Source organism: Roseateles sp., assembly GCF_047654785.1.
Taxonomy (GTDB): domain Bacteria; phylum Pseudomonadota; class Gammaproteobacteria; order Burkholderiales; family Burkholderiaceae_C; genus Pelomonas.
The window spans coordinates 586,648-606,556 of record NZ_JASGKQ010000001.1 but is presented as its reverse complement, the minus strand read 5'-3'; the positions used below and the strand labels follow the sequence as shown (position 1 = coordinate 606,556).

At 66.6% G+C, this 19,909-nt stretch carries 18 protein-coding genes and 1 pseudogene; 17 read left to right on the top strand and 2 right to left on the bottom strand.

Annotated features, from left to right (window positions below; all coding sequences use genetic code 11):
• The 15 genes from QM788_RS02785 (at position 1) to tnpC (QM788_RS02715) (ending at position 15,820) form a co-directional block, all read left to right on the top strand.
• Positions 1-732, top strand: a complete 732-nt coding sequence (locus tag QM788_RS02785) for an SDR family NAD(P)-dependent oxidoreductase (RefSeq protein ID WP_415659937.1) — start codon at positions 1-3, stop codon at positions 730-732.
• A complete protein-coding gene (locus QM788_RS02780; protein WP_415659936.1) occupies positions 729-2,081 on the top strand; it encodes an AMP-binding protein in 1,353 nt (450 codons plus the stop codon). Before QM788_RS02785 ends, QM788_RS02780 begins: the two co-directional genes overlap by 4 nt.
• Complete coding sequence (locus QM788_RS02775) at positions 2,078-3,193, top strand: acyl-protein synthetase (protein WP_415659935.1); 1,116 nt, start codon at positions 2,078-2,080, stop codon at positions 3,191-3,193. The genes QM788_RS02780 and QM788_RS02775 overlap by 4 nt, the downstream gene beginning before the upstream one ends.
• Entirely contained in the window at positions 3,190-4,434 is a 1,245-nt protein-coding gene (locus QM788_RS02770) for an acyl-CoA reductase (RefSeq protein ID WP_415659934.1), read from the top strand. Before QM788_RS02775 ends, QM788_RS02770 begins: the two co-directional genes overlap by 4 nt.
• A gap of 70 nt (positions 4,435-4,504) precedes the next feature.
• The gene (locus tag QM788_RS02765) at positions 4,505-5,266 is read left to right on the top strand and encodes a hypothetical protein (RefSeq protein ID WP_415659933.1); all 762 of its coding nucleotides are present in this window, start codon (positions 4,505-4,507) and stop codon (positions 5,264-5,266) included.
• A 1-nt stretch (position 5,267) separates the two neighbouring features.
• Complete coding sequence (gene rffA, locus QM788_RS02760) at positions 5,268-6,404, top strand: dTDP-4-amino-4,6-dideoxygalactose transaminase (RefSeq protein WP_415659932.1); 1,137 nt, start codon at positions 5,268-5,270, stop codon at positions 6,402-6,404.
• Positions 6,405-6,450: 46 nt separating this feature from the next.
• On the top strand, positions 6,451-7,785 hold the full coding sequence (locus QM788_RS02755) for a hypothetical protein (protein ID WP_415659931.1): 1,335 nt from the start codon (positions 6,451-6,453) through the stop codon (positions 7,783-7,785).
• Entirely contained in the window at positions 7,782-8,978 is a 1,197-nt protein-coding gene (locus tag QM788_RS02750) for a glycosyltransferase family 4 protein (protein ID WP_415659930.1), read from the top strand. The genes QM788_RS02755 and QM788_RS02750 overlap by 4 nt, the downstream gene beginning before the upstream one ends.
• 2 nt (positions 8,979-8,980) lie before the next feature.
• Complete coding sequence (locus QM788_RS02745) at positions 8,981-10,279, top strand: hypothetical protein (protein WP_415659929.1); 1,299 nt, start codon at positions 8,981-8,983, stop codon at positions 10,277-10,279.
• A complete protein-coding gene (locus QM788_RS02740; protein ID WP_415659928.1) occupies positions 10,233-11,423 on the top strand; it encodes a glycosyltransferase family 4 protein in 1,191 nt (396 codons plus the stop codon). Before QM788_RS02745 ends, QM788_RS02740 begins: the two co-directional genes overlap by 47 nt.
• 50 nt (positions 11,424-11,473) lie before the next feature.
• Positions 11,474-12,118: a WecB/TagA/CpsF family glycosyltransferase gene (locus QM788_RS02735; RefSeq protein ID WP_415659927.1), complete on the top strand. Its 645-nt coding sequence runs from the start codon at positions 11,474-11,476 to the stop codon at positions 12,116-12,118.
• 192 nt (positions 12,119-12,310) lie between these two features.
• A protein-coding gene (locus QM788_RS02730) for an IS5 family transposase (RefSeq protein WP_415659607.1) occupies positions 12,311-13,122 on the top strand; the annotation gives its coding sequence in 2 pieces (ribosomal slippage) (positions 12,311-12,641 and positions 12,641-13,122; 813 coding nt in all).
• Positions 13,123-13,385: 263 nt separating this feature from the next.
• Positions 13,386-13,823, top strand: coding sequence for an IS66-like element accessory protein TnpA (gene tnpA, locus QM788_RS02725; RefSeq protein ID WP_415659926.1), 438 nt, complete (start codon positions 13,386-13,388; stop codon positions 13,821-13,823).
• Positions 13,799-14,149: an IS66 family insertion sequence element accessory protein TnpB gene (tnpB, locus tag QM788_RS02720; protein ID WP_415659925.1), complete on the top strand. Its 351-nt coding sequence runs from the start codon at positions 13,799-13,801 to the stop codon at positions 14,147-14,149. The genes tnpA (QM788_RS02725) and tnpB overlap by 25 nt, the downstream gene beginning before the upstream one ends.
• An 87-nt stretch (positions 14,150-14,236) precedes the next feature.
• Entirely contained in the window at positions 14,237-15,820 is a 1,584-nt protein-coding gene (tnpC, locus tag QM788_RS02715) for an IS66 family transposase (protein WP_415659924.1), read from the top strand.
• 155 nt (positions 15,821-15,975) lie between these two features.
• Here the strand turns inward: tnpC (QM788_RS02715) and tnpC (QM788_RS02710) are convergent, their stop codons facing one another.
• Together tnpC (QM788_RS02710) and QM788_RS02705 are read right to left on the bottom strand one after the other, a co-directional pair.
• Entirely contained in the window at positions 15,976-17,523 is a 1,548-nt protein-coding gene (tnpC, locus tag QM788_RS02710) for an IS66 family transposase (protein WP_415659923.1), read from the bottom strand.
• A 64-nt stretch (positions 17,524-17,587) separates the two neighbouring features.
• Positions 17,588-17,908 carry a transposase gene (locus tag QM788_RS02705; RefSeq protein ID WP_415659922.1) on the bottom strand — a complete coding sequence of 107 codons (321 nt, stop codon included), beginning with the start codon at positions 17,906-17,908 and terminating at the stop codon, positions 17,588-17,590.
• A 139-nt stretch (positions 17,909-18,047) separates the two neighbouring features.
• On the opposite strand from QM788_RS02705, the gene tnpA (QM788_RS02700) reads away from it, so the two are divergent.
• On the top strand, positions 18,048-18,404 hold the full coding sequence (gene tnpA / locus QM788_RS02700) for an IS66-like element accessory protein TnpA (RefSeq protein WP_415659921.1): 357 nt from the start codon (positions 18,048-18,050) through the stop codon (positions 18,402-18,404).
• Positions 18,405-18,687: 283 nt separating this feature from the next.
• A pseudogene (tnpC, locus tag QM788_RS02695) lies at positions 18,688-19,908 on the top strand (IS66 family transposase); the annotation flags it as partial.
• Position 19,909: the final 1 nt, after the last annotated feature.

Genomic DNA, 19,909 nt, shown 5'->3' with positions numbered 1-19,909 from the left:
ATGCGTGAACGCGTCGCCTTCGTCACCGGAGCCTCCCGCGGCATCGGCGCCGCCTGCGCTACCGCGTTGGCGCAGGATGGCTACCGATTGGTACTGCATGCAAGCCGCAGGGAGTCGCTGGACGCGCTGCTGGCATCGCTCCCGCCAAACGCCGACACCTTGATCGTTGCTTATGACATGGCCGACACAGACAGCATCGGCAAGGCCTTCCAGCTCGTTTTCAAGCAGTTTCGGCGGCTGGATGTACTGGTCAACAATGCGGGCGTGATGGAGCCGGCCAAATTGGGCATGATCTCGCAGCAAGCACTGTCACGCACACTGGATGTCAATCTGGCAGCAGCCATCCTGCACATGCAGGGCGCAGCGAAGCTGATGACCCGCGCCGGCCACGGCGCCATCGTCAACATGACGTCGATCGTCGGCCGCTTCGGATTCGAGGGCCAGGTGCCCTACAGCGCTGCCAAGGCTGGCCTGATCGGTGCCACGCTCGCCGCAGCGAAGGAGTTGGCGGCACAGCAGGTCCGCGTCAACGCGGTCGCACCCGGTTACATCGACACCGCCCTCAACCGTCAACATCACGAAGACGTCCATCGCCAGAACCTCGCCCGCGTCCGGATGGGTCGCATGGGGGCAGCCAACGAGGTCGCTGACCTCATCCGCTTCTTGGCCTCTGATCGCGCGACCTACATCACTGGTCAAGTGATCGGCATCGACGGCGGGATGAGCCTATGAGCTTCTGGGAGCTACCTGCCCACGGGCCGGAGGACACAGTGCTCATAGACGCCGACGGCGCCGCAATCGCCCGCGAGGCGCTGCTTGAGCGCGTACGCACATTGGAAGACCGGCTGGCGGGTTTTCGCCATCGCAGCTTCGGCTTCTTGCTGTGTGCCAACCGCGTCGAGGACATCGCCCTGTTGCTGGCCTGCCTGCGGCGAGGTCACGTACCGCTGCTGCTAGCGGCGGACATGCCTAAGGACCAACTCGAAGAGCTCATCGCGCACTATGGTCCTGACTGGATCACCGGCCGTGACGGCTTGGCTGGGCCGCTGCCGCTACCTGCGATGCCGCCCGCGACGCTGCATCCGGCGTTGGGCCTACTGCTCAGCACTTCCGGCAGCACCGGCAGCCCGCGGCTGGTTCGGCTGTCACGAGAAGCACTGCAAGCCAACGCTGCATCAATCTCCGACTATCTGGCCCTGTCCCCTGACGAACGCGCGATCACGTCGTTGCCGATGAACTACTCATACGGCCTGTCGATCATCAACAGCCATCTGTTGACCGGCGGCACACTGGTTCTGAACAACGACCGCGTAATCAGCCGCGAATTCCTGCAACGCCTGCAGGTCCAGCGTGTGACCTCGCTGGCCGGTGTGCCCTATGTCTATCAAATGTTGCTCCGAACCGGCTTCTTCAAACAGCCGGTACCGTCACTACGCACACTCACCCAGGCCGGCGGCAAACTGGACGACCGGATGACCCGTCTGGTGGCCGAGGCGGCTGAGGCAATTGGCCTGCGTTTCTTCGTGATGTACGGCCAGACAGAAGCCTGCGCTCGCATCAGCTACGTGCCGCCGGAGCGCTTGAGCGAGAAGATCGGCTCGATCGGTATCGCGATCCCCGGTGGCACGCTCAGCGTCGCACCTGACAGCGGCGAATTGATCTACGAAGGCCCCAACGTAATGCTCGGTTACGCGGAGCGGCCTGCCGATCTGGCCCTCGGCGACGAGCTTGGCGGCCGCCTCGCGACGGGCGACCTCGGTCACGCGGACGCTGACGGTTTCTTCTATGTCACTGGTCGCCTGAAGCGGTTCGTAAAAATTGGCGGCAATCGCATCGGGTTGGACGAAGTCGAGCAGGCTCTGCAGGGGTATCTGCACGCTCCGGTTTCGGTCGGAGGCAAGGATGATGGCTTGGTCGTCTGGATCGAGTCCGATAGCGCCGTGATGATCGAGACCGCCCGGACCTACCTCCGCAGCCATTTCACGATCCACCACTCGATGGTCAAGATCAAGCTCGTGGACGATCTGCCCCTCCTGCCGACCGGCAAGAAGGACTACAGCCCGTTGCTGAGCAGTCAATGACGTCATCCGACACGCGCCCCGCCGGCCCGACCGAGGGCCCTGCGCTCCCGCTCGACATCTCCCGCCCCTACGACTACCCGGAGGCGGTGAAGGGCCTTGCGCTGCTGGCCACGATGAACGACCTCACCCGCTGGCACCGCGAGCGCGGCGCGCCGTACGCGGCGATGGTGGAACGGCTGTTCCCCGCCGGCGACGCGCAGGCGCTGGACCAGGTGCCCTACCTGCCGGTGCGCCTGTTCAAAACCGCCGAGCTCCGCAGCGTGCCGGAGCAGGACGTCATCAAGACGCTGACCTCCAGCGGCACGACCGGCCAGGCCGTCTCGCGCATCTTCCTAGACCGCGAGACCTCGATCCGCCAGACCCGGGTGCTCAGCGCCATCATGGCCTCGTTCCTCGGCAAGAAGCGCTGGCCGATGGTGATCGTCGACTCGAGCGGCCTGCTGTCCGACCGCAAGCGCTTCAACGCCCGCGCGGCCGGCATCCTCGGTTTCTCGACCTACGGTCGCGACCACTTCCATTGCCTCGACGATGCGCTGCAGCTGGACGCCGCCGGTCTGCAGGACTGGCTGGACCGCCACGCGGACACGCCGGTGCTGCTGTTCGGATTCACCTTCGTGATCTGGCAAGGCCTGTACCAGAGCGCACTGCGCCAAGGGGTCAAGCTGTGCTTCCCCAAGGGCAGTCTGCTCATCCACGGCGGCGGCTGGAAGCGGCTGCTGGATCAGCAGGTCGGCAACGACGAGTTCAAGGCCCGGCTGCATGAGCAGTTCCGCATCGATCACGTGCACAACTACTACGGCATGGTCGAGCAGGTCGGCTCCATCTTCATGGAATGCGAGCACGGCCATCTCCACAGCCCCGCCTACGCCGACGTGATCATCCGCGACCCCCTCACCCTGCAGCCCGTGGCCGACGGCGTCCCCGGCGTCATCCAGGTGCTGAGCGCCATTCCGCTGAGCTACCCCGGCCACTCGCTACTGACCGAGGATGTCGGCACGCGGCACGGCCGCGACGACTGCTCCTGCGGCCGGCAGGGCAGCTACTTCTCCGTCCGCGGCCGCCTGCCCCAGGTCGAGATGCGCGGCTGCAGCGACACGCGGGTGATGGCATGAGCATCCGGTACATCCTCGGCGCCCAGGGCGGCGCCCCCATCGCCCAGGTGCTGGCGTCGCTGCGGTCGCAGCCGGCCTGGCGCCCGTTCGACGAGCGCGCCGTGGCCTTCGTGCGCCGCTTCTCGCAGAAGCTGCTGACGTCCGCCGGCATCCGCCAGCATCCGGAACTCGCCGCGCTGGGCCACTGGTTCCGCGGCGCCAACCTGCAGACGCTCGCCGGCAAGTACGAACTGGACACCCCCAAGCAGTTGAAGCTTGGCCGCGGCCTGGCCTTCCACCTGGCGCCGAGCAACGTCGACTCGGTGTTCATGTACTCGTGGCTGCTGTCGCTGCTGGCCGGCAACGTGAACCTCGTGCGCGTCTCCCAGAAGGGCAGTGCGCCGCAGGACTTCCTGGTCGGGGCGCTGGCCCAGACGCTGGCGGAGGACGTGGGCGCGCCGGTGCGCGAGCGCATCGTGCTGCTCACCTATCCGCACGACGACCAGCTGACCCGCACCATCTCCGAGTCCTGCCTGATCCGCGTGGTCTGGGGCGGCGACGCGACCGTCCGCGCGCTGCGCGCGATTCCGCTGCGCCCCACGGCCACCGAGATCTGCTTTCCCGACCGCTTCTCCGCCTGCGCGATCCGCGCCTCGGCGGTGCTCGAGGCGGACGACGCGGCGCTGGCGCAGCTGGCGATGGCCTTCTACAACGACGCCTTCTGGTTCGCGCAGCAGGCCTGCTCGTCGCCGCGCCTGGTCGCTTGGGTCGGCGACGACGCGAGCGTCGATGCGGCTGCCGAGCGGTTCTGGGCCGCGCTAGAGACCGAACTGGCGCGCCGGCAGCCGGAGAACTCCGAGGCCATGAACATGGCCCGCGTGGCCGCCAGCTTCGAGTACGCCGCCGCGCGACTGGCGCGTCCTGCGGTGCCCGGCGAGTTCCGCAACGCGCATCCGATGCGCCTGCGCATGGAGGCCGCGCTCGACGAGACCGCCAAGACCATCCACTGCGGCAACGGCCTTTTCCTGGAGACGCGGCTGCCGCGTCTGACGGCGCTGGCGCCGCAGCTCTCGGACAAGGAACAGACGCTCGCGGTGCACGGCTTCCCGCGCGAGGAACTCGTCGAACTGGCGCTGGCGCTGCCGGCCCGCGCCGTCGACCGCTTCGCCAAGTTCGGCGAGGCGCTGTCCTTCGCGCCCATCTGGGACGGCCAGGACCTCATCCTCAGCTTCAGCCGCAACGTGCTGCTGCCGTCGAATTGAGCGGCCGGCCCGCAGCTCCCGGTCCCGAATCCCGATCTCCGATCCCCGACGCTTCCCCGCCCACCGCCTCATGCCCAGCTTCACCCACGACGCCGCAGTGCTCGAATGCCGCCGCACCCCCTGGGACGAGCGCGTCTTCGGCCACCCTTGCGCGGAGATCACGCGCCTGGATGCGGCTGCGGCGGACGACGCCGCGATCGCGTCGCTGCTCGCGCGCTTCGACGAGTGGGCCGCGCAGGAAGGCGTGCGTTTCGCCTACGGCCGGTTCACGCCGACCCCGTCGGAGAAACGCACGCTGCATCAGGCCGGCTTCTACTTCGCCGAGGCGAGCTACCGCATCCGCCACACCCGCATCCAGTCGACCGAGGCCTTCGACCGCCTGATCCGTCCGGGTCCGGTGCTCGAGCCCGCGCGCGAGGACGACCACCCGGTGCTGCAGGACATCCTCGCGGCGGACTTCCAGCACGGCCGCATCCACGAGGACCCGTGGGTGTCGCCGGAGGACGCCGCGCGGCGCTACCGGCTCTGGCTGCTCGACCTGGTGACGCAGACGCACGAAGTGCTGACCTACCGCCTCAAGGGCGAGGTGATCGGCCTGCACGTGCAGCGCGCGACGGACACGGTGGCCGACCTGGTGCTGACCGGCGTCAAGCGCAGCCACGCGCTGCTGGGCGTCCCGCTCTGGGCCGAGGCGCTGCGTCTGAACCGGCTGCGCGGCATCCGCGAGGCCCACACCCTGATCTCGGCCGCCAATGTGCCGATCCTCAACCTATACCGACGCTTCGAGTTCCAGTTCGACGCGCTTCTCCTCGGCTTCCACAAGCGGTACTGACATGACCACGATCCCGTTCAACAAGCCCTATCTGCATGGCCGCGAGCTGGTGTATATCGCGCAGGCGGTGGCCTCCGGAAAGATCTCCGGGGACGGTCTGTTCACGAAGAAGTGCCACGCCTTCTTCGAGGAGCGCTACGGCTTCGCGAAGGCACTGATGACCACGTCGTGCACGGACGCGCTCGAGATGTGCGCGCTGCTGCTGGACATCAAGGAAGGCGACGAGGTCATCGTCCCGTCTTTCACCTTCGTCTCCAGCGCCAACGCCTTCGTGCTGCGCGGCGCCAAGCTGGTCTTCGCCGACAGCGAGCCGGGCAATCCCAACATCGACGCCGAACAGCTCAAGGCGCTGATCACGCCGCGCACCCGCGCGATCGTGGTCGTCCACTACGCGGGCGTGGCCTGCGACATGGACCGCATCAACGAGATCGCCCACCGCCACGGCGTGACCGTAATCGAGGACGCAGCCCAGGCGATTGACGCCTTCTACAAGGGCCGCCCGCTGGGCAGCCTAGGCGCGATGTCGGCCTTCTCCTTCCACGAGACCAAGAACGTCATCGCCGGCGAAGGCGGCCTGCTGGCCATCAACGACCCGCGTTACAGCGGCCGCGCGGAGATCATCCGGGAGAAGGGCACCAACCGCAGCGCCTTCTTCCGCGGCGAGGTCGACAAGTACGGCTGGGTCGACGTCGGCTCGTCCTTCCTGCCTTCGGACATCATCTCGGCCTACCTTTACGCGCAACTGGAGAATCTGGACACCATCCAGACGCGGCGCAAGGCGATCTGGCAGCGCTACTGGGGCCAGTTTGCGCCGACGCTGCTGGAGTACGGCATCACGCTGCCGATAGTCCCGGACTACGCGACCAACAATGCACACATGTTCTACCTGGTGTGCCGCGACCTGGAGCAGCGCACCGCGCTGATCGCCGCACTGAAAGCTCAGGGCATCCATGCGGTGTTCCATTACCTGTCGCTGCACGACAGCCCGTACTTCCGAGAGAAGCATGATGGCCGGTCGCTGCCCAACAGCGATCGCTTTGCCAACTGCCTGGTGCGGCTGCCGATGTATTACGAGCTGAGCGACGCCGACGTCGATCGCGTCGCACAGGCCGTCACCGGGGCGCTGCAAGGCCGCTGACCTTTCCGGATCGCGCATCCGGCCACCCAGAATGCGCTCCGATCGCATGAAAGCCTACAAGTCCACGGCCCTGCTCGCCGCCTCGACCGCCGCACGGATGCTGTTGGCCCTGTACACGGTCAAGGTCACGGCGGTCGCGCTTGGACTGAGCGGCACCGGCGTCATCGGGCAGTTCAACAACCTGCTGCTGATCGCGACCATGCTCGCGGGCGGCGGTATCGCGTCGGGCATCGTCAAGGCGGCGGCCCGGCAGGACAAGCCGCTGGACGATATCCGCCGCGAACTCGGCTCCGCGCACGGCTACGGCCTGATGTGCACGGCGCTGATCGTGCTGGCCGTCGTGGCCGGGCAAGAGTGGCTGGCGCCGCTGCTGCCGATGGAACACGGCGTGTGGCTGCTGGTCGCGCTGGCCGTAGGACAGTACGGGCTGTTCCAGATCGCCGCGCTGACGGCCCTGGTCAACAGCCGGGGCCGCCAGGACCTGTTTGCCAAGTCCAGCCTCGCGGCGGGCGTGGTCGGGGCCGCACTGGTGACGGTGGGCTGCCTGCGCTTCGGGTTGGTCGGCACCCTGGTCGGCATCCTGGCGGGCGCGCTCAGCCAATGGGGCTTCCTCTACGCGTTCACGCGCCGCCACCTGCCCGATCTGGCCTGGCTCGGCCGGCCGAGGCTGGAACGCAAGGACCTGGCCTTCTGGGCCCACTTCAGTCTGTTGTCCCTGATCACCGTGGTTGGCATGCCGTCGGCGCTCATCGGAGTGCGCAACGCGCTGGCCGCGTCGGCCGGCTGGGACACGGTCGGAATCTGGCAGGCCATGGTCCGCCTGTCCGACGCCTACCTGCAGTTCGGGCTGCTGTTCCTGAGCGCCTTCTACTTCCCGCGCCTAGCGGCGTTTCCGACGATCGCCGCTTCGACGGCGGTGCTGCTGCGCCACGCCCGCCTGCTAGTCCCGGGAATGGTACTGCTGTGCGGCACGATCTATCTGCTGCGCTTCCAGATCGTGCCGACGCTGTTCTCGGTCAAATTCATCGGTGTCACCGAGCTGTTCGTGCCACAGCTCATCGGAGACACCTTCAAGATCACCAGCTACCTGATCACCTACGCCTTCCTGTCCACCGGACGCTACAAGCTGTCAATGGCCGCAGAACTCACGCAGGCGGCACTGTTCTGGGCCTTCGCCGGACAGATCGGCGTGCCGCTGGGCGCCGCCGGCGTGGCCTGGAGCTACGCCGCGACCTACGCCGCCTACTTCGCGCTGGTCGCGGCGACCTATGCCCTGCTCGTCCGGGCCGACAGGATCGCCTCCCCGCCCGCACCCGCACCGACCCCAGCGCCCGCGGCCGCAGCCGCAGCCGCTGGTGCCGACCACGCCGTCGAGCCATGAAGATCGCCATCGTCAACCAGCATTTCCACATCGGCGGGGTCGAGACCTTCCTGCTGTCGCTGATCGGACAGTTCAAGCGCATGGGCCACGACGCCAACGTGTTCCTGCTGGAGCCGGACGGCACGAACGCCCTGCTGCCGGACCTGAGCGCGCTCGGCGCCGTCGTCGGAGCCTTCCACGACCTGCGCCGGCACGCGGACAGGCCGGTGCGCCGATTCGACGTCATGCTGTTCACCAACACCGACACCTTCTTCGCGGTTCTGCGCGGACTGAGCCGCGGGGATTTCGAAGCCGATCGCGTGATGGCCGGCACCTATCAGACGCGGATGTACTGTTTGGACCGGGGGCCGTTGAACCTGCACAACCGGTTGGTCCGCGAAGCGTTCGCCAAGATGCCGGTGCGCAACGTCATCTTCGGCAACGATGCCTGCCGCGACGAGCACAGCCGTCTGACGCCCGCCATGGCCGACGCGCCGGTCATTCCGCTGATCGTGGACGGCGAGAAGTTCCCTCGCCGCGCGCCGCGCGCTGCCGGCGCGCCCCCGCGTTTGGTCTCGATCGGTCGGCTGGATCACTTCAAGACATACAACCTCACAATGCTGGACGTGGTCTGGCGACTTCGCGATCTCGGACACGACGTGTCCTGGGACGTCTACGGGACCGGCATGCTGCAGCCCCGCATGACAGCGAGGATCGCTGAACTCGACCTGGGCCGGCACGTCCGATTGATGGGCAGCGTTGACTATCGCCGCATCCCGGAGGTTCTCGCCGATGCGTTCGCGTTCATCGGCTCGGGGCTGAGCATGATGGAGGCGTCCGCCTGCGGCGTCCCTTCCCTGCCAGCGATCGAGTACGCGGATCTTCCACAGACCTTCGGCTTCCCGCACGAGATCGATGGCATCAGCTTCTTCGAGCCGAGCCTGCCCCTGCCCCGTCAGGACATCGGAGATCGACTGATCGGCCTGCTGCAGGCATCTCCCGAGGCCTACGAGGCCGTCGGTGACGCGGGTCGGGCCAAGATGTCGGCATTCTTCCCTGCGACCGTGGGGGCGCAGTACATCGAGGCCTTCTCGGCCGCCTCGACCGCCCGGCCCAGGCTCGACGCGGCACGCCATGCCATCTTCCAGGCATCGGCCATGGCCCACCGCGACGGCGTTGTGGCGTTGAAGCGTCTTGGATTGCGAAGGCAGTGACCATGCGGGCGTACACGATCCTGTTCACCCTGGCGCTCAACTTCGCGACGTTGGCGAGTTACTTCGTTTACGCCGCGGACCTATCCTTCCCGCAGCAAATGCTGGCGCTGAAAGACCTGCTGCTGCTGGTCGGCGTGCTGTTGGTGATGCCCAGCCTCATCCGCCGGCTGTTGCGACTGCGCCTGGAGCCGCTGGACTGGCTGATCATCCTGGCCGTAGTGGTCAACATGGTCGGGTTCGTGCTGTCGGACGCGCCAGTTTCCGACCGCGTCTTCAACCTACGCCGCCACCTGTCTTTCCTGCTGGTGTTGCTGGTGTTCCGCGAATACGGCACCGGCTTCCGGTCGGAGCAGTCCTACTTCCAGTTTCTCAAACCCATCCTCGTCGTGCTCTGGGGCTTCGGCGTCGTTGAAATCTTCCTGCCCGACGTGTTCTGGAACGACGTGGTCGGTATCACCGGCTATTGGGAAGCGCTCAGTCTGGACCCGTTCTCGACGTCCACGATCGGCCAGAATGGCCGCTTCTACAGTTGGGACCTGTACGCGCTGATCGGCGAGGTGCGCCGCATGGTGTCCTTCTACCTCGAGCCCACGACGATGGCGGCGTTCTTCGTCGCCTGCATGTGCTTCAGCTTCATGGGCGGCCCGCGCGAGCGTTTCTGGACCTGGCTGATCGCTTCGCTAGGACTGCTGACAATCTCCAAGTTCTTCGCCTTGTCCGTGCCACTAGCGCTGGCGACCATCGCGCTGCGGGACCGGCTGCACAAGCATCTGTTCCTCGGTTTTGTGGTGGCCTGCATCGTCATTAGCACCGGCGTGATCGCGCTGAACATCGACGCCGGAGCTCTGGCCCACCTGAAGGGGATCTCCTCGCTGGTGGAGATCGTCATGCAGAACAAGTGGCTGGGGTTGGGCCTGGGCGCCGGGGGCAACTATGCTGACTCAGACCTTGACACAGCGGAGATCGGCGCAGAGAGCGGCTTTGGCAACATCGCCGCGCAGCTCGGCCTAATGTCGCTGGTCTACATCTTCCTGCTCAATAGTCTGTACGTGTCGCTGCTCGAGCGCTATCACCGGCACCGCGATCCGGTCTACGCCGCAGCCATCGCGGCGCTGGTGTGCTGGACGCTGTCCTTCTTTCTGTCCGCCTCGTCGCTCGGTCTGTCCGGCAACGCCTTCGTGTTCATCCTTCTCGGCTCCGCGCTGCATCGCGACACAGCTCGTGCCTCCGCCGCGCCGTCCGGCAGGCCACACCATGACGACCAAACCATCCCTGCTTTACCTCACGCCGGTACTCCCTGAGACGGGCAGTTCCGGCGGACTGATCCTGACGCTCGAGCGCCTGGAGGTCTTGTCGCGCCACTTCGATGTGACCGTACTCGCCATCGAGGCCTCCGCGCTGGCGATCGCCCGTCAGACTGAGCGCTTCGGGCTGAGAGCGGTCCTGCATGCGGGCCGGGTGATTCCGCGCACCGTCGGTGGCTGGATCCGGTCTATGGCCTCGCCATACCCGTTCGGAGTCTGGCGCAACCGGAACGTCGACTTCCTGCGCCTGGCCACACAACTCGGCGAGCACACTGCCTTCGACGTCACCTACGTGGACCACTGGCTGATGTGGTCTGCGGCCCAGTGCCTGAAGGCGCCCGGCCGGCGCGTTCTGCACCTGCACAACGCTGAACACCTCATCTATGCCCGCGCCGCCGAGCGAGCCCGGCTTCCGCTGCGGCAGGTACTCGGGATCGAAGCCCGTCGCTCGGGCCAGTACTTGCGCGCCATCTGCCAGGAGGCAGACGAGATCCATTTCATCTCCCGAACCGATGCGGACGAAGTGCTCAAGTTGGGCGGCATCACGCGCCCCATCGAGATTTTTCTGCCGAATGTGCCGCTGGAGGCAGGCGAGTTCGGACGCTTCGGCCATGACCTGCTGTTCGTCGGCACTATGTCCTGGGCGCCGAATGCCGAGGGCGCACGCTGGTACCAGGATGAAATCGTGCCCCGACTGCCCGCCGGGTATCAGAGCCACATCGCAGGAGGCTACGTCGACGGCATCAAGCCTGTGACGCGGGGGCCGCTGATCTGGCACGGCCGGGTTCCGGACCTGGCCCCGCTGTACCGACAGGCCAGCGTCTTCGTCGCGCCGCTGTTGTCGGGATCCGGCATCAAGATCAAGATACTTAACGCCCTGGGCCGCGGCCTACCGGTCGTGACCACCCGGCTAGGCGCGGAGGGGTTCCCGCCCGGTTGGGGCGATGCCGTCAGCGTCGCCGACTCGCCCGAGAAGTTCGTGGCTGCGATTGAGCGCCTTTGCTCCGACCGCGCCCTCTGGCAGCGCGCCAGCGATGCCGCCCGCCCTTACCTCGCTCGCCATTTCTCTCCGCAAGCCTTCAATCAATGGACCGCCCAAATCGCCCGAGCGCCACGCAGCCCGTCCGCTTCGCGGGCCTAACCTTCAACGCCCCGACGCGAGCTGCCATCGCGGCCGCGCCTCGTCCGACGATGGTCGTCACCGTCAACGCCGACTTCATCGTCACCGCGCACAAGAACCCGCGTTTCGCCCGAATCATCAACGAGAACGCCTCGACCTTCGACGGTCAGGTGCCGTTCGTGCTCGCGCGCCATTTCGCCCAGCCACGCGACACTCCGATCGAAAAGATCAGCGGCTCCGATCTCGTGCCTGAACTACTGGCCAGCGCCGCCCGTCAGGGCCGCCGCGTGTTGCTGCTGGGCGCAGCCGCAGACTCCAACGCCGAGGCCACCCGCATCGCTCGCGAACGGTACGGCGCCCAGGTGGAGGGCTACTCCCCGCCGCTCGCAGCCTATCCGTTCCCCAACGACTGGCGCGACGCATGCAGGCATCGCATCGACGCTTTCCGTCCGCACTACATCTTCGTCGCGCTGGGGGCGCCGAAGCAGGAATTCTGGATGGACGACGAGCAGGACTGGCTCGCGGACCGCGGCGTGGAGCTATGCATCGGCTGCGGCGGTAGCCTGGACTTCCTCTCGGGGGAAATCCGGCGCGCTCCGCGATGGGTTCAGCGCGCCGGCCTCGAAGGCGTTTACCGCACGCTGAGCGAACCCAAGCTGTTCCGCCTCAAGCGGCTGCTGCGCAGCTTCCTGGTCTTCCGCTACCTCTGGCGCTGAGCGTTCAACGCGCCGGTCCGAAGAGTTCGAAGACCTGCTCGTTGCCGAACAGTGCCTTGAGGTCCGGCACCGGCCCGGTCCAGGATCCGCTGCCGTCCCGCCGCGCGCAGCCGGCAGAGACTCCCCCCGCCCGTTTAGAGCGGCTAACACAACCCTGTCATCGTCAGGCGGTTGAAGTGCGTTTGACGGTACATGGGTCGAACCAAGAACAAGGAAATCAGCGCGGCGCTGTTCAAGAAGATTGAGCCACTGCTGCCGGTATTCGTGCCCTCGGTCAAGGGCGGTCGTCCACGGGTGAGCGACGAGATGGCTCTGAACGGCATCCTGTTCGTGCTGCGCACCGGCATCCCCTGGGAAGAGTTGCCCCAGGAACTGGGCTTCGGCAGTGGCATGACCTGCTGGCGGCGACTGCGCCAATGGCAGGATGCCGGTGTGTGGCACCAATTGCATATGCTGTTGTTGGCCGAACTGCGTAGCGCCGGGCGGCTGGACTTCAGCCGAGCCAGCCTGGACGGGGCCAGCGTGCCCAGCCCCCGGGGGGCTCGCACACTGGCCCCAACCCCACGGACAGAGGAAAACTCGGCAGCAAACGTCACATCATCACGGACCGCCAGGGCATCCCGCTGATGTTCTGCGTGACCGGAGCCAACCGCCACGACTCGGTGGTCTTCGAGCAGTTGATCGATGCCTTGCCCGATGTGCGAGGAAAGCGTGGAAAGCCGCGCCGCTGGCCCGACAAGCTGCACGCGGACAAGGGCTACGACTTTGCACGCTGTCGGGAGCACCTCAAGCGCCGAGGCATCCAGGATCGGATCGCCCGCAGGGGTATCGAGCGCAACGACCGACTCGGGTGCCATCGCTGGGTCGTCGAACGCACGCATGCTTGGCTGGCCGCCTTCGGCAAGCTGCGCGTGCGTTTCGAGCGAAGCGTTCATACCCATGTGGCCTTGCTATCCCTGGCGTGCAGCGTCATCTGCGTGCGAGCCTTGATTCAGTTTTGTTAGCCGCTCTTAGCCGCAGCGCTCACGCCCGCAGTAGCCGCCGCACAGGTCGTCCAGCGGCGCCACCAGGAAGGCGATCTGTTCGTCGGGCCGCGCGCGCAACACGTACCGACTGATCACGCCATGGTCCAGGACCGCGGCGCCGGCCTCTGCGTATTCCGCGCGATCCCGGACACCGTTCGTAAGCGCTCAATAAACAGCGACCTTGAGAAGCCGCAGGCAAGCTGACAGTCTGCGTTCCCACTTAACTACAGAAGTGGGAACGTATGTCGGGAGATCTGGAAGAGCTGAAGCGCCGCCTTGTGCTGCGCCAGAGGCCCGGCGGACGCTGTGTTTACGACAAGGCGGCCAAGGCCGAGTTTGTGGAGCTGTGCTTGCGGCCCGGCGTGTCGGTGTCGCGCCTGGCGCGCGAGGTCGGCATCAACGCCAACCAGGTCTCGCAATGGATACGCGATCACGGCGAGCGGCGCAAGCGCCCAGCGATCGTGACTTCGGCGCCGACATCACCCTTCGTGGCGGTACCGGTGTTCAGGACGCCCGCCGAGCCGCTCGTCCCCCAAGCCCGCGACGCGCACGAGATGACGTTGCAGGCCAGGCTGCCCAACGGCGTGACGGTCGAGCTGCGCGGCGTCGGGACGCGCCAGGTCGAGGACGTGATTCAGGCGCTGGGGAGGCTGGCGTGTTCCGCTTCGACGACCATCTGAAGGTCTACCTGCACCGCGCACCGGTGGACTTCCGACTGAGCATCAACGGCCTGGCCACACTCGTGCAGCAGGCCCTTGGCCTGGACCCGTTTGCGGCTTGCGTGTACGTCTTCAGTAACCGGCGTCGCAACCGGGTCAAGATCCTCGGCTGGGACCGCAACGGCTTCTGGCTTCTGCTCAAGCGCCTGGAGGAGGACCGGTTCATCTGGCCTGACGAAGCGGTCGTACCGACGCTGACGGTGGAGCAGCTGCACTGGTTGCTGGAGGGCATCGACATCGGCGTTGTCCAGCGCCATCCCCAGCGCATGTACGTGCACGCTGGCTGAGACACCCTGGCGCGCTCGCGCGCCATTGCTGCAGATCCGCATGGTGCAGTGACCCTGGAGTCCAGACACTGGCTCCCGATGGTCCACATGCCCACGCCCGACGAAGTCATCGCCTTGCAGCAAGCACTGGCCGACGCGCTCAAGCGCAATGAGTCGTTGGCCGGCGAGCTGCGCGTGACACGCACCGAGCGCGACCTGCTCAAGGAGCAGCTCAACAAGTTCAAGCGACAGCTGTTCGCCGCGAGCAGCGAGGTCGCCGGCCTGCAGAAGGACATGTTCTTCAACGAGGCCGAGAACCTCGGCGCGCAGGCCGAGCCCGCGCGCGAAGAGACCGACGACAAGGTCGACGTCCCCGGCCACCAGCGCGCCAAGCGCGGTCGCAAGCCGCTGGATCCGGCGCTGCCGCGCGAGGTGATTCGCCACGAACTTCCCGAAGCCGAGCGTGTGTGCCCGCACGACGGCGCCGGGCTGCGCGAGATCGGCGTGGAGGCCAGCGAGCAACTGGACATCATTCCTCAGCAGGTGCGCGTCATCCGGCACGAGCGCGTGAAGTACGCGTGCCCTTGCTGTGACGGCGGCATGCGGCTGGCCGCGCGCCCGGCGCAGATCATCCCCAGAGGCTTGTTCACCGAGAGCGCTCTCGCGTGGATCGCCACGTCCAAGTACCTGGACGGGCTGCCGCTGTACCGCCAGGCGGTGCTGCTAGGCCGCTTCGGCGGCACCGACATCTCGCGCAACACGCTGGCTGGCAGCACCGTGCGCACCGGCCTGGCCGTGCAGCCGGTCGTCAACCTGCTGCGCGACCTGCTGTTGGACTCGCCGCTGATCTTCGGCGACGAGACCGATTTGCAGGTGCTCAAGGAGCCGGGGCGCAGTGCCCAGTCCAAGAGCTTCATCTGGGCGCAGATGACCGACGGCAGCGGCAGGGACGGGACCGGGCCACCCATCCGGCTCTTCGCTTACTCGCCCAGTCGCTCCACCAAGACGGCGATGGAGCTGTACGCAGGCATCCGTCCCGACGCGGTGCTGATGACCGATGGCTATGAGCCCTACGACAAAGTAGCGCAGGCGCACCAGCTCGTGCACCTGGCCTGCTGGACGCATTGCCGACGCTACTTCATGGAAGCGCTGCAGGGCTTGCCCAAGGACCAACGCACGCCCAACCAACTGGCTGCACGCTTCATTGCGCTCATTGGCCAGCTGTACCACGTCGAGGCGCAGGCCAAGCGCGACGGCGTCGACACCACTGAGCTTGGCCGCCGGCGTCAGCAGGAGAGCGTGCCCGTGCTGGCCGACATCGAGGCACTGCTGCTGGCCCACCTGCACGGCGTGCTGCCCAAGAGCCTGCTGGGGCAAGCGCTGCACTACCTGTCGTCGCAGTGGAGCAAGCTCAAGCGCTACGTCGAGGACGGCAGGTACAGCATCGACAACAACGTGCAGGAGAACGCCATCAGGCCGTTCTGCATTGGGCGCAGGAACTGGCTCTTCGCCGACACCGTGGCCGGTGCCAACGCCAGCGCCAACCTGTACTCGCTGCTGCAGACCTGCCGCGTCAACGGCATCGACGGCTACCGCTACTTGCGCGCGCTCTTCACCGCGCTGCCCAACGCCAAGACCGCCGACGACTACGCCGCTCTGCTGCCCTGGGCCATCGACCTCAGCAAAGCCTGACTCCGCCCTGCTCGACAACCTCGGGCGAGGCAAGGGCGTGGTTTATTGAGCGCTTACCACCGTTCCGCTGTGATGGCGGTAAGCGTTCCGGCAAGTCATGTTGATCAGAGGGTAAGCAGCCAGGGAACACATGTTGACCAACGCAGAGCGTTCGGTCAGATGGCCGGTGCCCAGTGATGAGGCAGCAACTCGTCGATGTCGCAGGCACGTTGCGTCGGTAGTCGCTGCAGGATGTCCGTCAGGTATGCATACGGGTCATGCCCGTTGAGCTTGGCTGACTGGATCAAGCTCATGATGGCCGCGGCGCGCTGCCCAGCCAGCAGCGTCCCGGCGAACAACCAATTCTTGCGTCCCGTGGCCCAGGGACGGATTTGCTGTTCGTCATGGTTGTTGTCGATGGGCAGCGCCGGATCGTGCAGGTAGCGCGTGAGCGCCGCCCAGCGGTTGAGGCTGTAGTCGATGGCCTTGGCCGTGGCGGTGCCGTCCGTGATCTTGCCGCGCTGCGCGAAGAGCCAGTCGTGCAGCGCCTTGGCGATGGGCGCCGCGCGTGTTCGGCGCTCTTGCAGCCGCTGCTGCGAGGTGAGCAGCTTGACCTCGCGCTCGATCCCGTACAACTGGCCGATGAGGTCGATGGCCGCCGCCGCGATGGTGCTCTTGTTGGCCTCGTGCAGTTCGACGAACTTGCGCCGTGCATGGGCCATGCAGCCGGCCTCCGTCACGCCCAGCGCGAAGCTGGCCTTGTAGCCGGTGTAGCCGTCGCACACGAGACTGCCGCGCCAGTCGCCGAGGAAGGCCCTGGCGTGTTCACCGGCTCTGGATTCGCTGAAGTCGTAGACGACGGCGCGCAAGGGCTCGAACGCACCGGCGGCATAGGCCCACAGGTAGGCTCGATGCGTCTTGCCAGTGCCGGGCGCCAGCATGGCTACCGGCGTCTCGTCCGCATGTACGACCGGGCAGGCCAGCAGGTGCGCCTTCAGGGCATCGACCAGCGGCTGCAGGCGCAGGCCACAGACACCGATCCACGCGCCCAGCGTCGAGCGTGGGAGCGCGACGCCGACGCGGCCGAAGATGGCTTCCTGGCGGTACAGCGGCAGATGGTCGGCGTACTTGGCGACCAGCACCTGCGCCAGCAGCCCGGAGGTGGGAATGCCCTTGTCGATGATCTCGGCCGGGGCCGGCGCCTGGGTCAGCGTGCGGCACTGCGCGCAGGCCCACTTGCCGCGGATGTGGCGCTCGACCGTGAACACGCCTGGCGTGTAGTCCAGCTTCTCGCTGACGTCCTCGCCGATGCGCTTGAGTGCACAGCCGCAGGCGCAGGTGGTGGTCTCGGGCTCGTGGTGGCGATCCACACGCGGCAGGTTCTGCGGCAAGGCAGCGCGCTTGGGTCGCTCGCCAGGCGTTGTCGGCGGCTTCTTCTTGCCCAGCAGTTCCTGAAGCGCCGCCTCGGCCGCGGCGATGTCAGCGTCCACGGCCTCGTCGAACAGCGCGCGTTGTTCGGCACCGAGCTGCTCGCTTTTCTTGCCGAACTTCAGGCGCCTCAACTGGGCGATCTCGAACGAGAGCTTCTCCAGCTTCACGTCGCGGCGGTCAATCTCCTGGCGGTCGTGCTCGATGCGGCGCAGCAGCTTGGCACCGACCTCACCAAGACCCGCCGCCTCCAGGGCGGCGAGTTCTTCGGCGGAGATAGGCAGGTCTGCAAGCATTGAGGCCAGTGTGCGCACCACCAGGCGCGCTGACCATCGGCGCACGCACCAATTGCCTTGGGGCTCAGGTCAGGCCGATCACGCCGGCCTCGCCGATGCGATGCCACGGCAGGCCCAGCACCAGGGCATCGAGTTGCTCGCGGGTCGGCGGCGGCATCGGCTGTGGCTCGGGCTCAGCGGCAGCACTCGGCGGTGGTGCCATGATCTTGTGCTCGGCGTCGATGACCCACTTGCGCAGCATGTTGGCGTTCAGGCCGTGCGCCAGCGCGACCGCCGCGATGGACACGCCGGGCCTGAGGCATTCCTCAATGACTGCTGCCTTGAACTCCGCCGTATGCCGCCGCCTGCGACGCCGGCCCATCAGATCGACCCCATAAGTGTTCACGTGTCCGCCTCCTTCTACGCGGACAGATGTTCACTACCAGGGCAACCTCAGATCAATATGTGTTCCCTGGCTGCTTACATCAGAGGTGCTCGGCCTAGGATGCTCGTATCCATCAGGACTTGGTGGGTACGTAGGCACTATGGAGCAGGCATCAGCGGGCCGCAGGCGGCGATTCCACAGCGACGACTTCAAGGCACAGGCCGTCCAGGCTTGCGGCCAGCCCGGGGTTTCGATGGCCTCCGTCGCGATGGCCAATGGCATCAATGCCAACCTCCTGCGCCGCTGGGTATTGGCGGCGGCACAGCCTCAGGCCGGGAGCGTGATGCGCGCCAGCGACCCTCAGGAGTTCATTCCGCTGCCGATGCCCACGCCGGCCCCGGCAGTCGCCGAGCCCATTCGCATCGAACTGCAGCGCGGTGTAACGACCATTGCAGTCTCGTGGCCAATCAGTGCTGCCGACGCTTGCGCGGCCTGGCTACGAGAGCTGCTGCGTTGATCCGCATCGACGCCGCTTGGCTGGCGACGGCACCACTGGACATGCGGGCCGGCACGGAGACTGCCCTTGCGCGCGTGGTGCTCGTCTTTGGCAGCGCCAAGCCGCACCATGCGTACGCGGCTTGCACGCGAGACACTGCCGCATGGCAGTCGCCGCGCCCCTCAGTGCCGAAGACCTCGCCTCGCTGGAAGCCGCGGGGCTCGGGCACATCGGCGTCAAGGTTCAAGCACTGCTGATGCGCCAGGCGCATGACCGCCACGAGATCGAGTGGCGCGACGCCAAGATCGAGAAGCTCACCTTCGAGATGGCGCAGTTGCGCCGCGTGAAGTTCGGCAAGAAGAGCGAGCAACTCGACACCGAACAACGGGCCCTGTTCGACGAGGCCGTCGATGCCGATCTCGCCGCGCTGGAGGCGCAACTGGCCGAACTGCTAGCAGCCAAGCGCAAAGGCAATGAGCCGGCCACGGAGCGGCCGAGGCGCGCCGCCTTGCCAGCCCACCTGCCGCGCGTGGATCGTCACCACGAGCCGCAGAGCACCGCCTGCCCATGTGGCTGCCAGATGGTGCGCATCGGCGAGGACGTGAGCGAGAAGCTCGACTACACGCCCGGCAGCTTCACGGTCCAGCGGCATGTGCGAGGCAAGTGGACCTGCTCGAAGTGCCGCACGCTGACGCAGGCACCGCTGCCGGCGGAGATCATCGACAAGGGCCTGCCGACGGCAGGCCTGCTCGCGCACGTCCTCGTGGCCAAGCACTCGGACCACCTGCCGCTGTACAGGCAGGAAGCGATCTTCGAGCGGGCCGGCCTGGCGATCCCGCGCTCGACGCTGGCCGCCTGGGTCGGCGTGTGTGGCGTGCGCCTGCAGCCCTTGGTGGACGCCATGAAGGCGGAGCTGCTGACCCTGCCGGTTGTGCACGCCGACGAGACGCCGGTCGCCATGCTTGCGCCTGGCACGGGCAAGACGCATCGTGCCTATCTCTGGGCCTACGCCAGCGGCGCCTTCGAGGCCCGGCGTATGGTGGTCTACGACTTCACCGAGAGCCGATCCGGACAGCATCCGCGCAGCTTCCTCGGTCACGGCACCGAGCACGGCTGGACGGGCAGCCTCGTGTGCGACGACTACAGCGGCTACAAGGCGCTGTTCGCCAACGGCGCCATCATCGAGGCCGGTTGCATGGCGCATGCACGGCGCAAGTTCGTGGAGCTTCACCTGGCCAACAAGAGCACGCTGGCCGCCACGGCCCTCGAGTTGATCGGGCAGCTCTACGGCATCGAGCGAGAGGTCAAGAGCCTGCCGCTCGATGAGCGATGGCGACAGCGGCAAGCGCGCTCCAAGCCCATCGCCAAGAAGCTGCACGACTGGCTCATCGAATTCCGACCGAAGGTGCCGGAGGGAACTTCGACGGCCAAGGCGATGGACTACAGCCTGCATCGCTGGGCCGCGCTCACGCGCTTCCTCGATGCGTTGCCAGGGCAGACCCAGCACGAGCGCCTGCAACTGCGCC

Excerpts from the sequence above, each read along its gene's own strand:
- QM788_RS02785 (WP_415659937.1), top strand. The coding sequence starts at position 1 with ATGCGTGAACGCGTCGCCTTCGTCACCGGAGCCTCCCGCGGCATCGGC.
- QM788_RS02755 (WP_415659931.1), top strand. The coding sequence starts at position 6,451 with ATGAAAGCCTACAAGTCCACGGCCCTGCTCGCCGCCTCGACCGCCGCA.
- QM788_RS02745 (WP_415659929.1), top strand. The coding sequence starts at position 8,981 with ATGCGGGCGTACACGATCCTGTTCACCCTGGCGCTCAACTTCGCGACG.
- tnpC (WP_415659923.1), bottom strand. The coding sequence starts at position 17,523 with ATGCTTGCAGACCTGCCTATCTCCGCCGAAGAACTCGCCGCCCTGGAG.
- QM788_RS02750 (WP_415659930.1), top strand. The coding sequence starts at position 7,782 with ATGAAGATCGCCATCGTCAACCAGCATTTCCACATCGGCGGGGTCGAG.
- tnpA (WP_415659926.1), top strand. The coding sequence starts at position 13,386 with ATGTCGGGAGATCTGGAAGAGCTGAAGCGCCGCCTTGTGCTGCGCCAG.
- QM788_RS02770 (WP_415659934.1), top strand. The coding sequence starts at position 3,190 with ATGAGCATCCGGTACATCCTCGGCGCCCAGGGCGGCGCCCCCATCGCC.
- QM788_RS02735 (WP_415659927.1), top strand. The coding sequence starts at position 11,474 with ATGGTCGTCACCGTCAACGCCGACTTCATCGTCACCGCGCACAAGAAC.
- rffA (WP_415659932.1), top strand. The coding sequence starts at position 5,268 with ATGACCACGATCCCGTTCAACAAGCCCTATCTGCATGGCCGCGAGCTG.
- tnpC (WP_415659924.1), top strand. The coding sequence starts at position 14,237 with ATGCCCACGCCCGACGAAGTCATCGCCTTGCAGCAAGCACTGGCCGAC.
- QM788_RS02765 (WP_415659933.1), top strand. The coding sequence starts at position 4,505 with ATGCCCAGCTTCACCCACGACGCCGCAGTGCTCGAATGCCGCCGCACC.
- QM788_RS02780 (WP_415659936.1), top strand. The coding sequence starts at position 729 with ATGAGCTTCTGGGAGCTACCTGCCCACGGGCCGGAGGACACAGTGCTC.
- QM788_RS02740 (WP_415659928.1), top strand. The coding sequence starts at position 10,233 with ATGACGACCAAACCATCCCTGCTTTACCTCACGCCGGTACTCCCTGAG.
- QM788_RS02775 (WP_415659935.1), top strand. The coding sequence starts at position 2,078 with ATGACGTCATCCGACACGCGCCCCGCCGGCCCGACCGAGGGCCCTGCG.
- tnpA (WP_415659921.1), top strand. The coding sequence starts at position 18,048 with ATGGAGCAGGCATCAGCGGGCCGCAGGCGGCGATTCCACAGCGACGAC.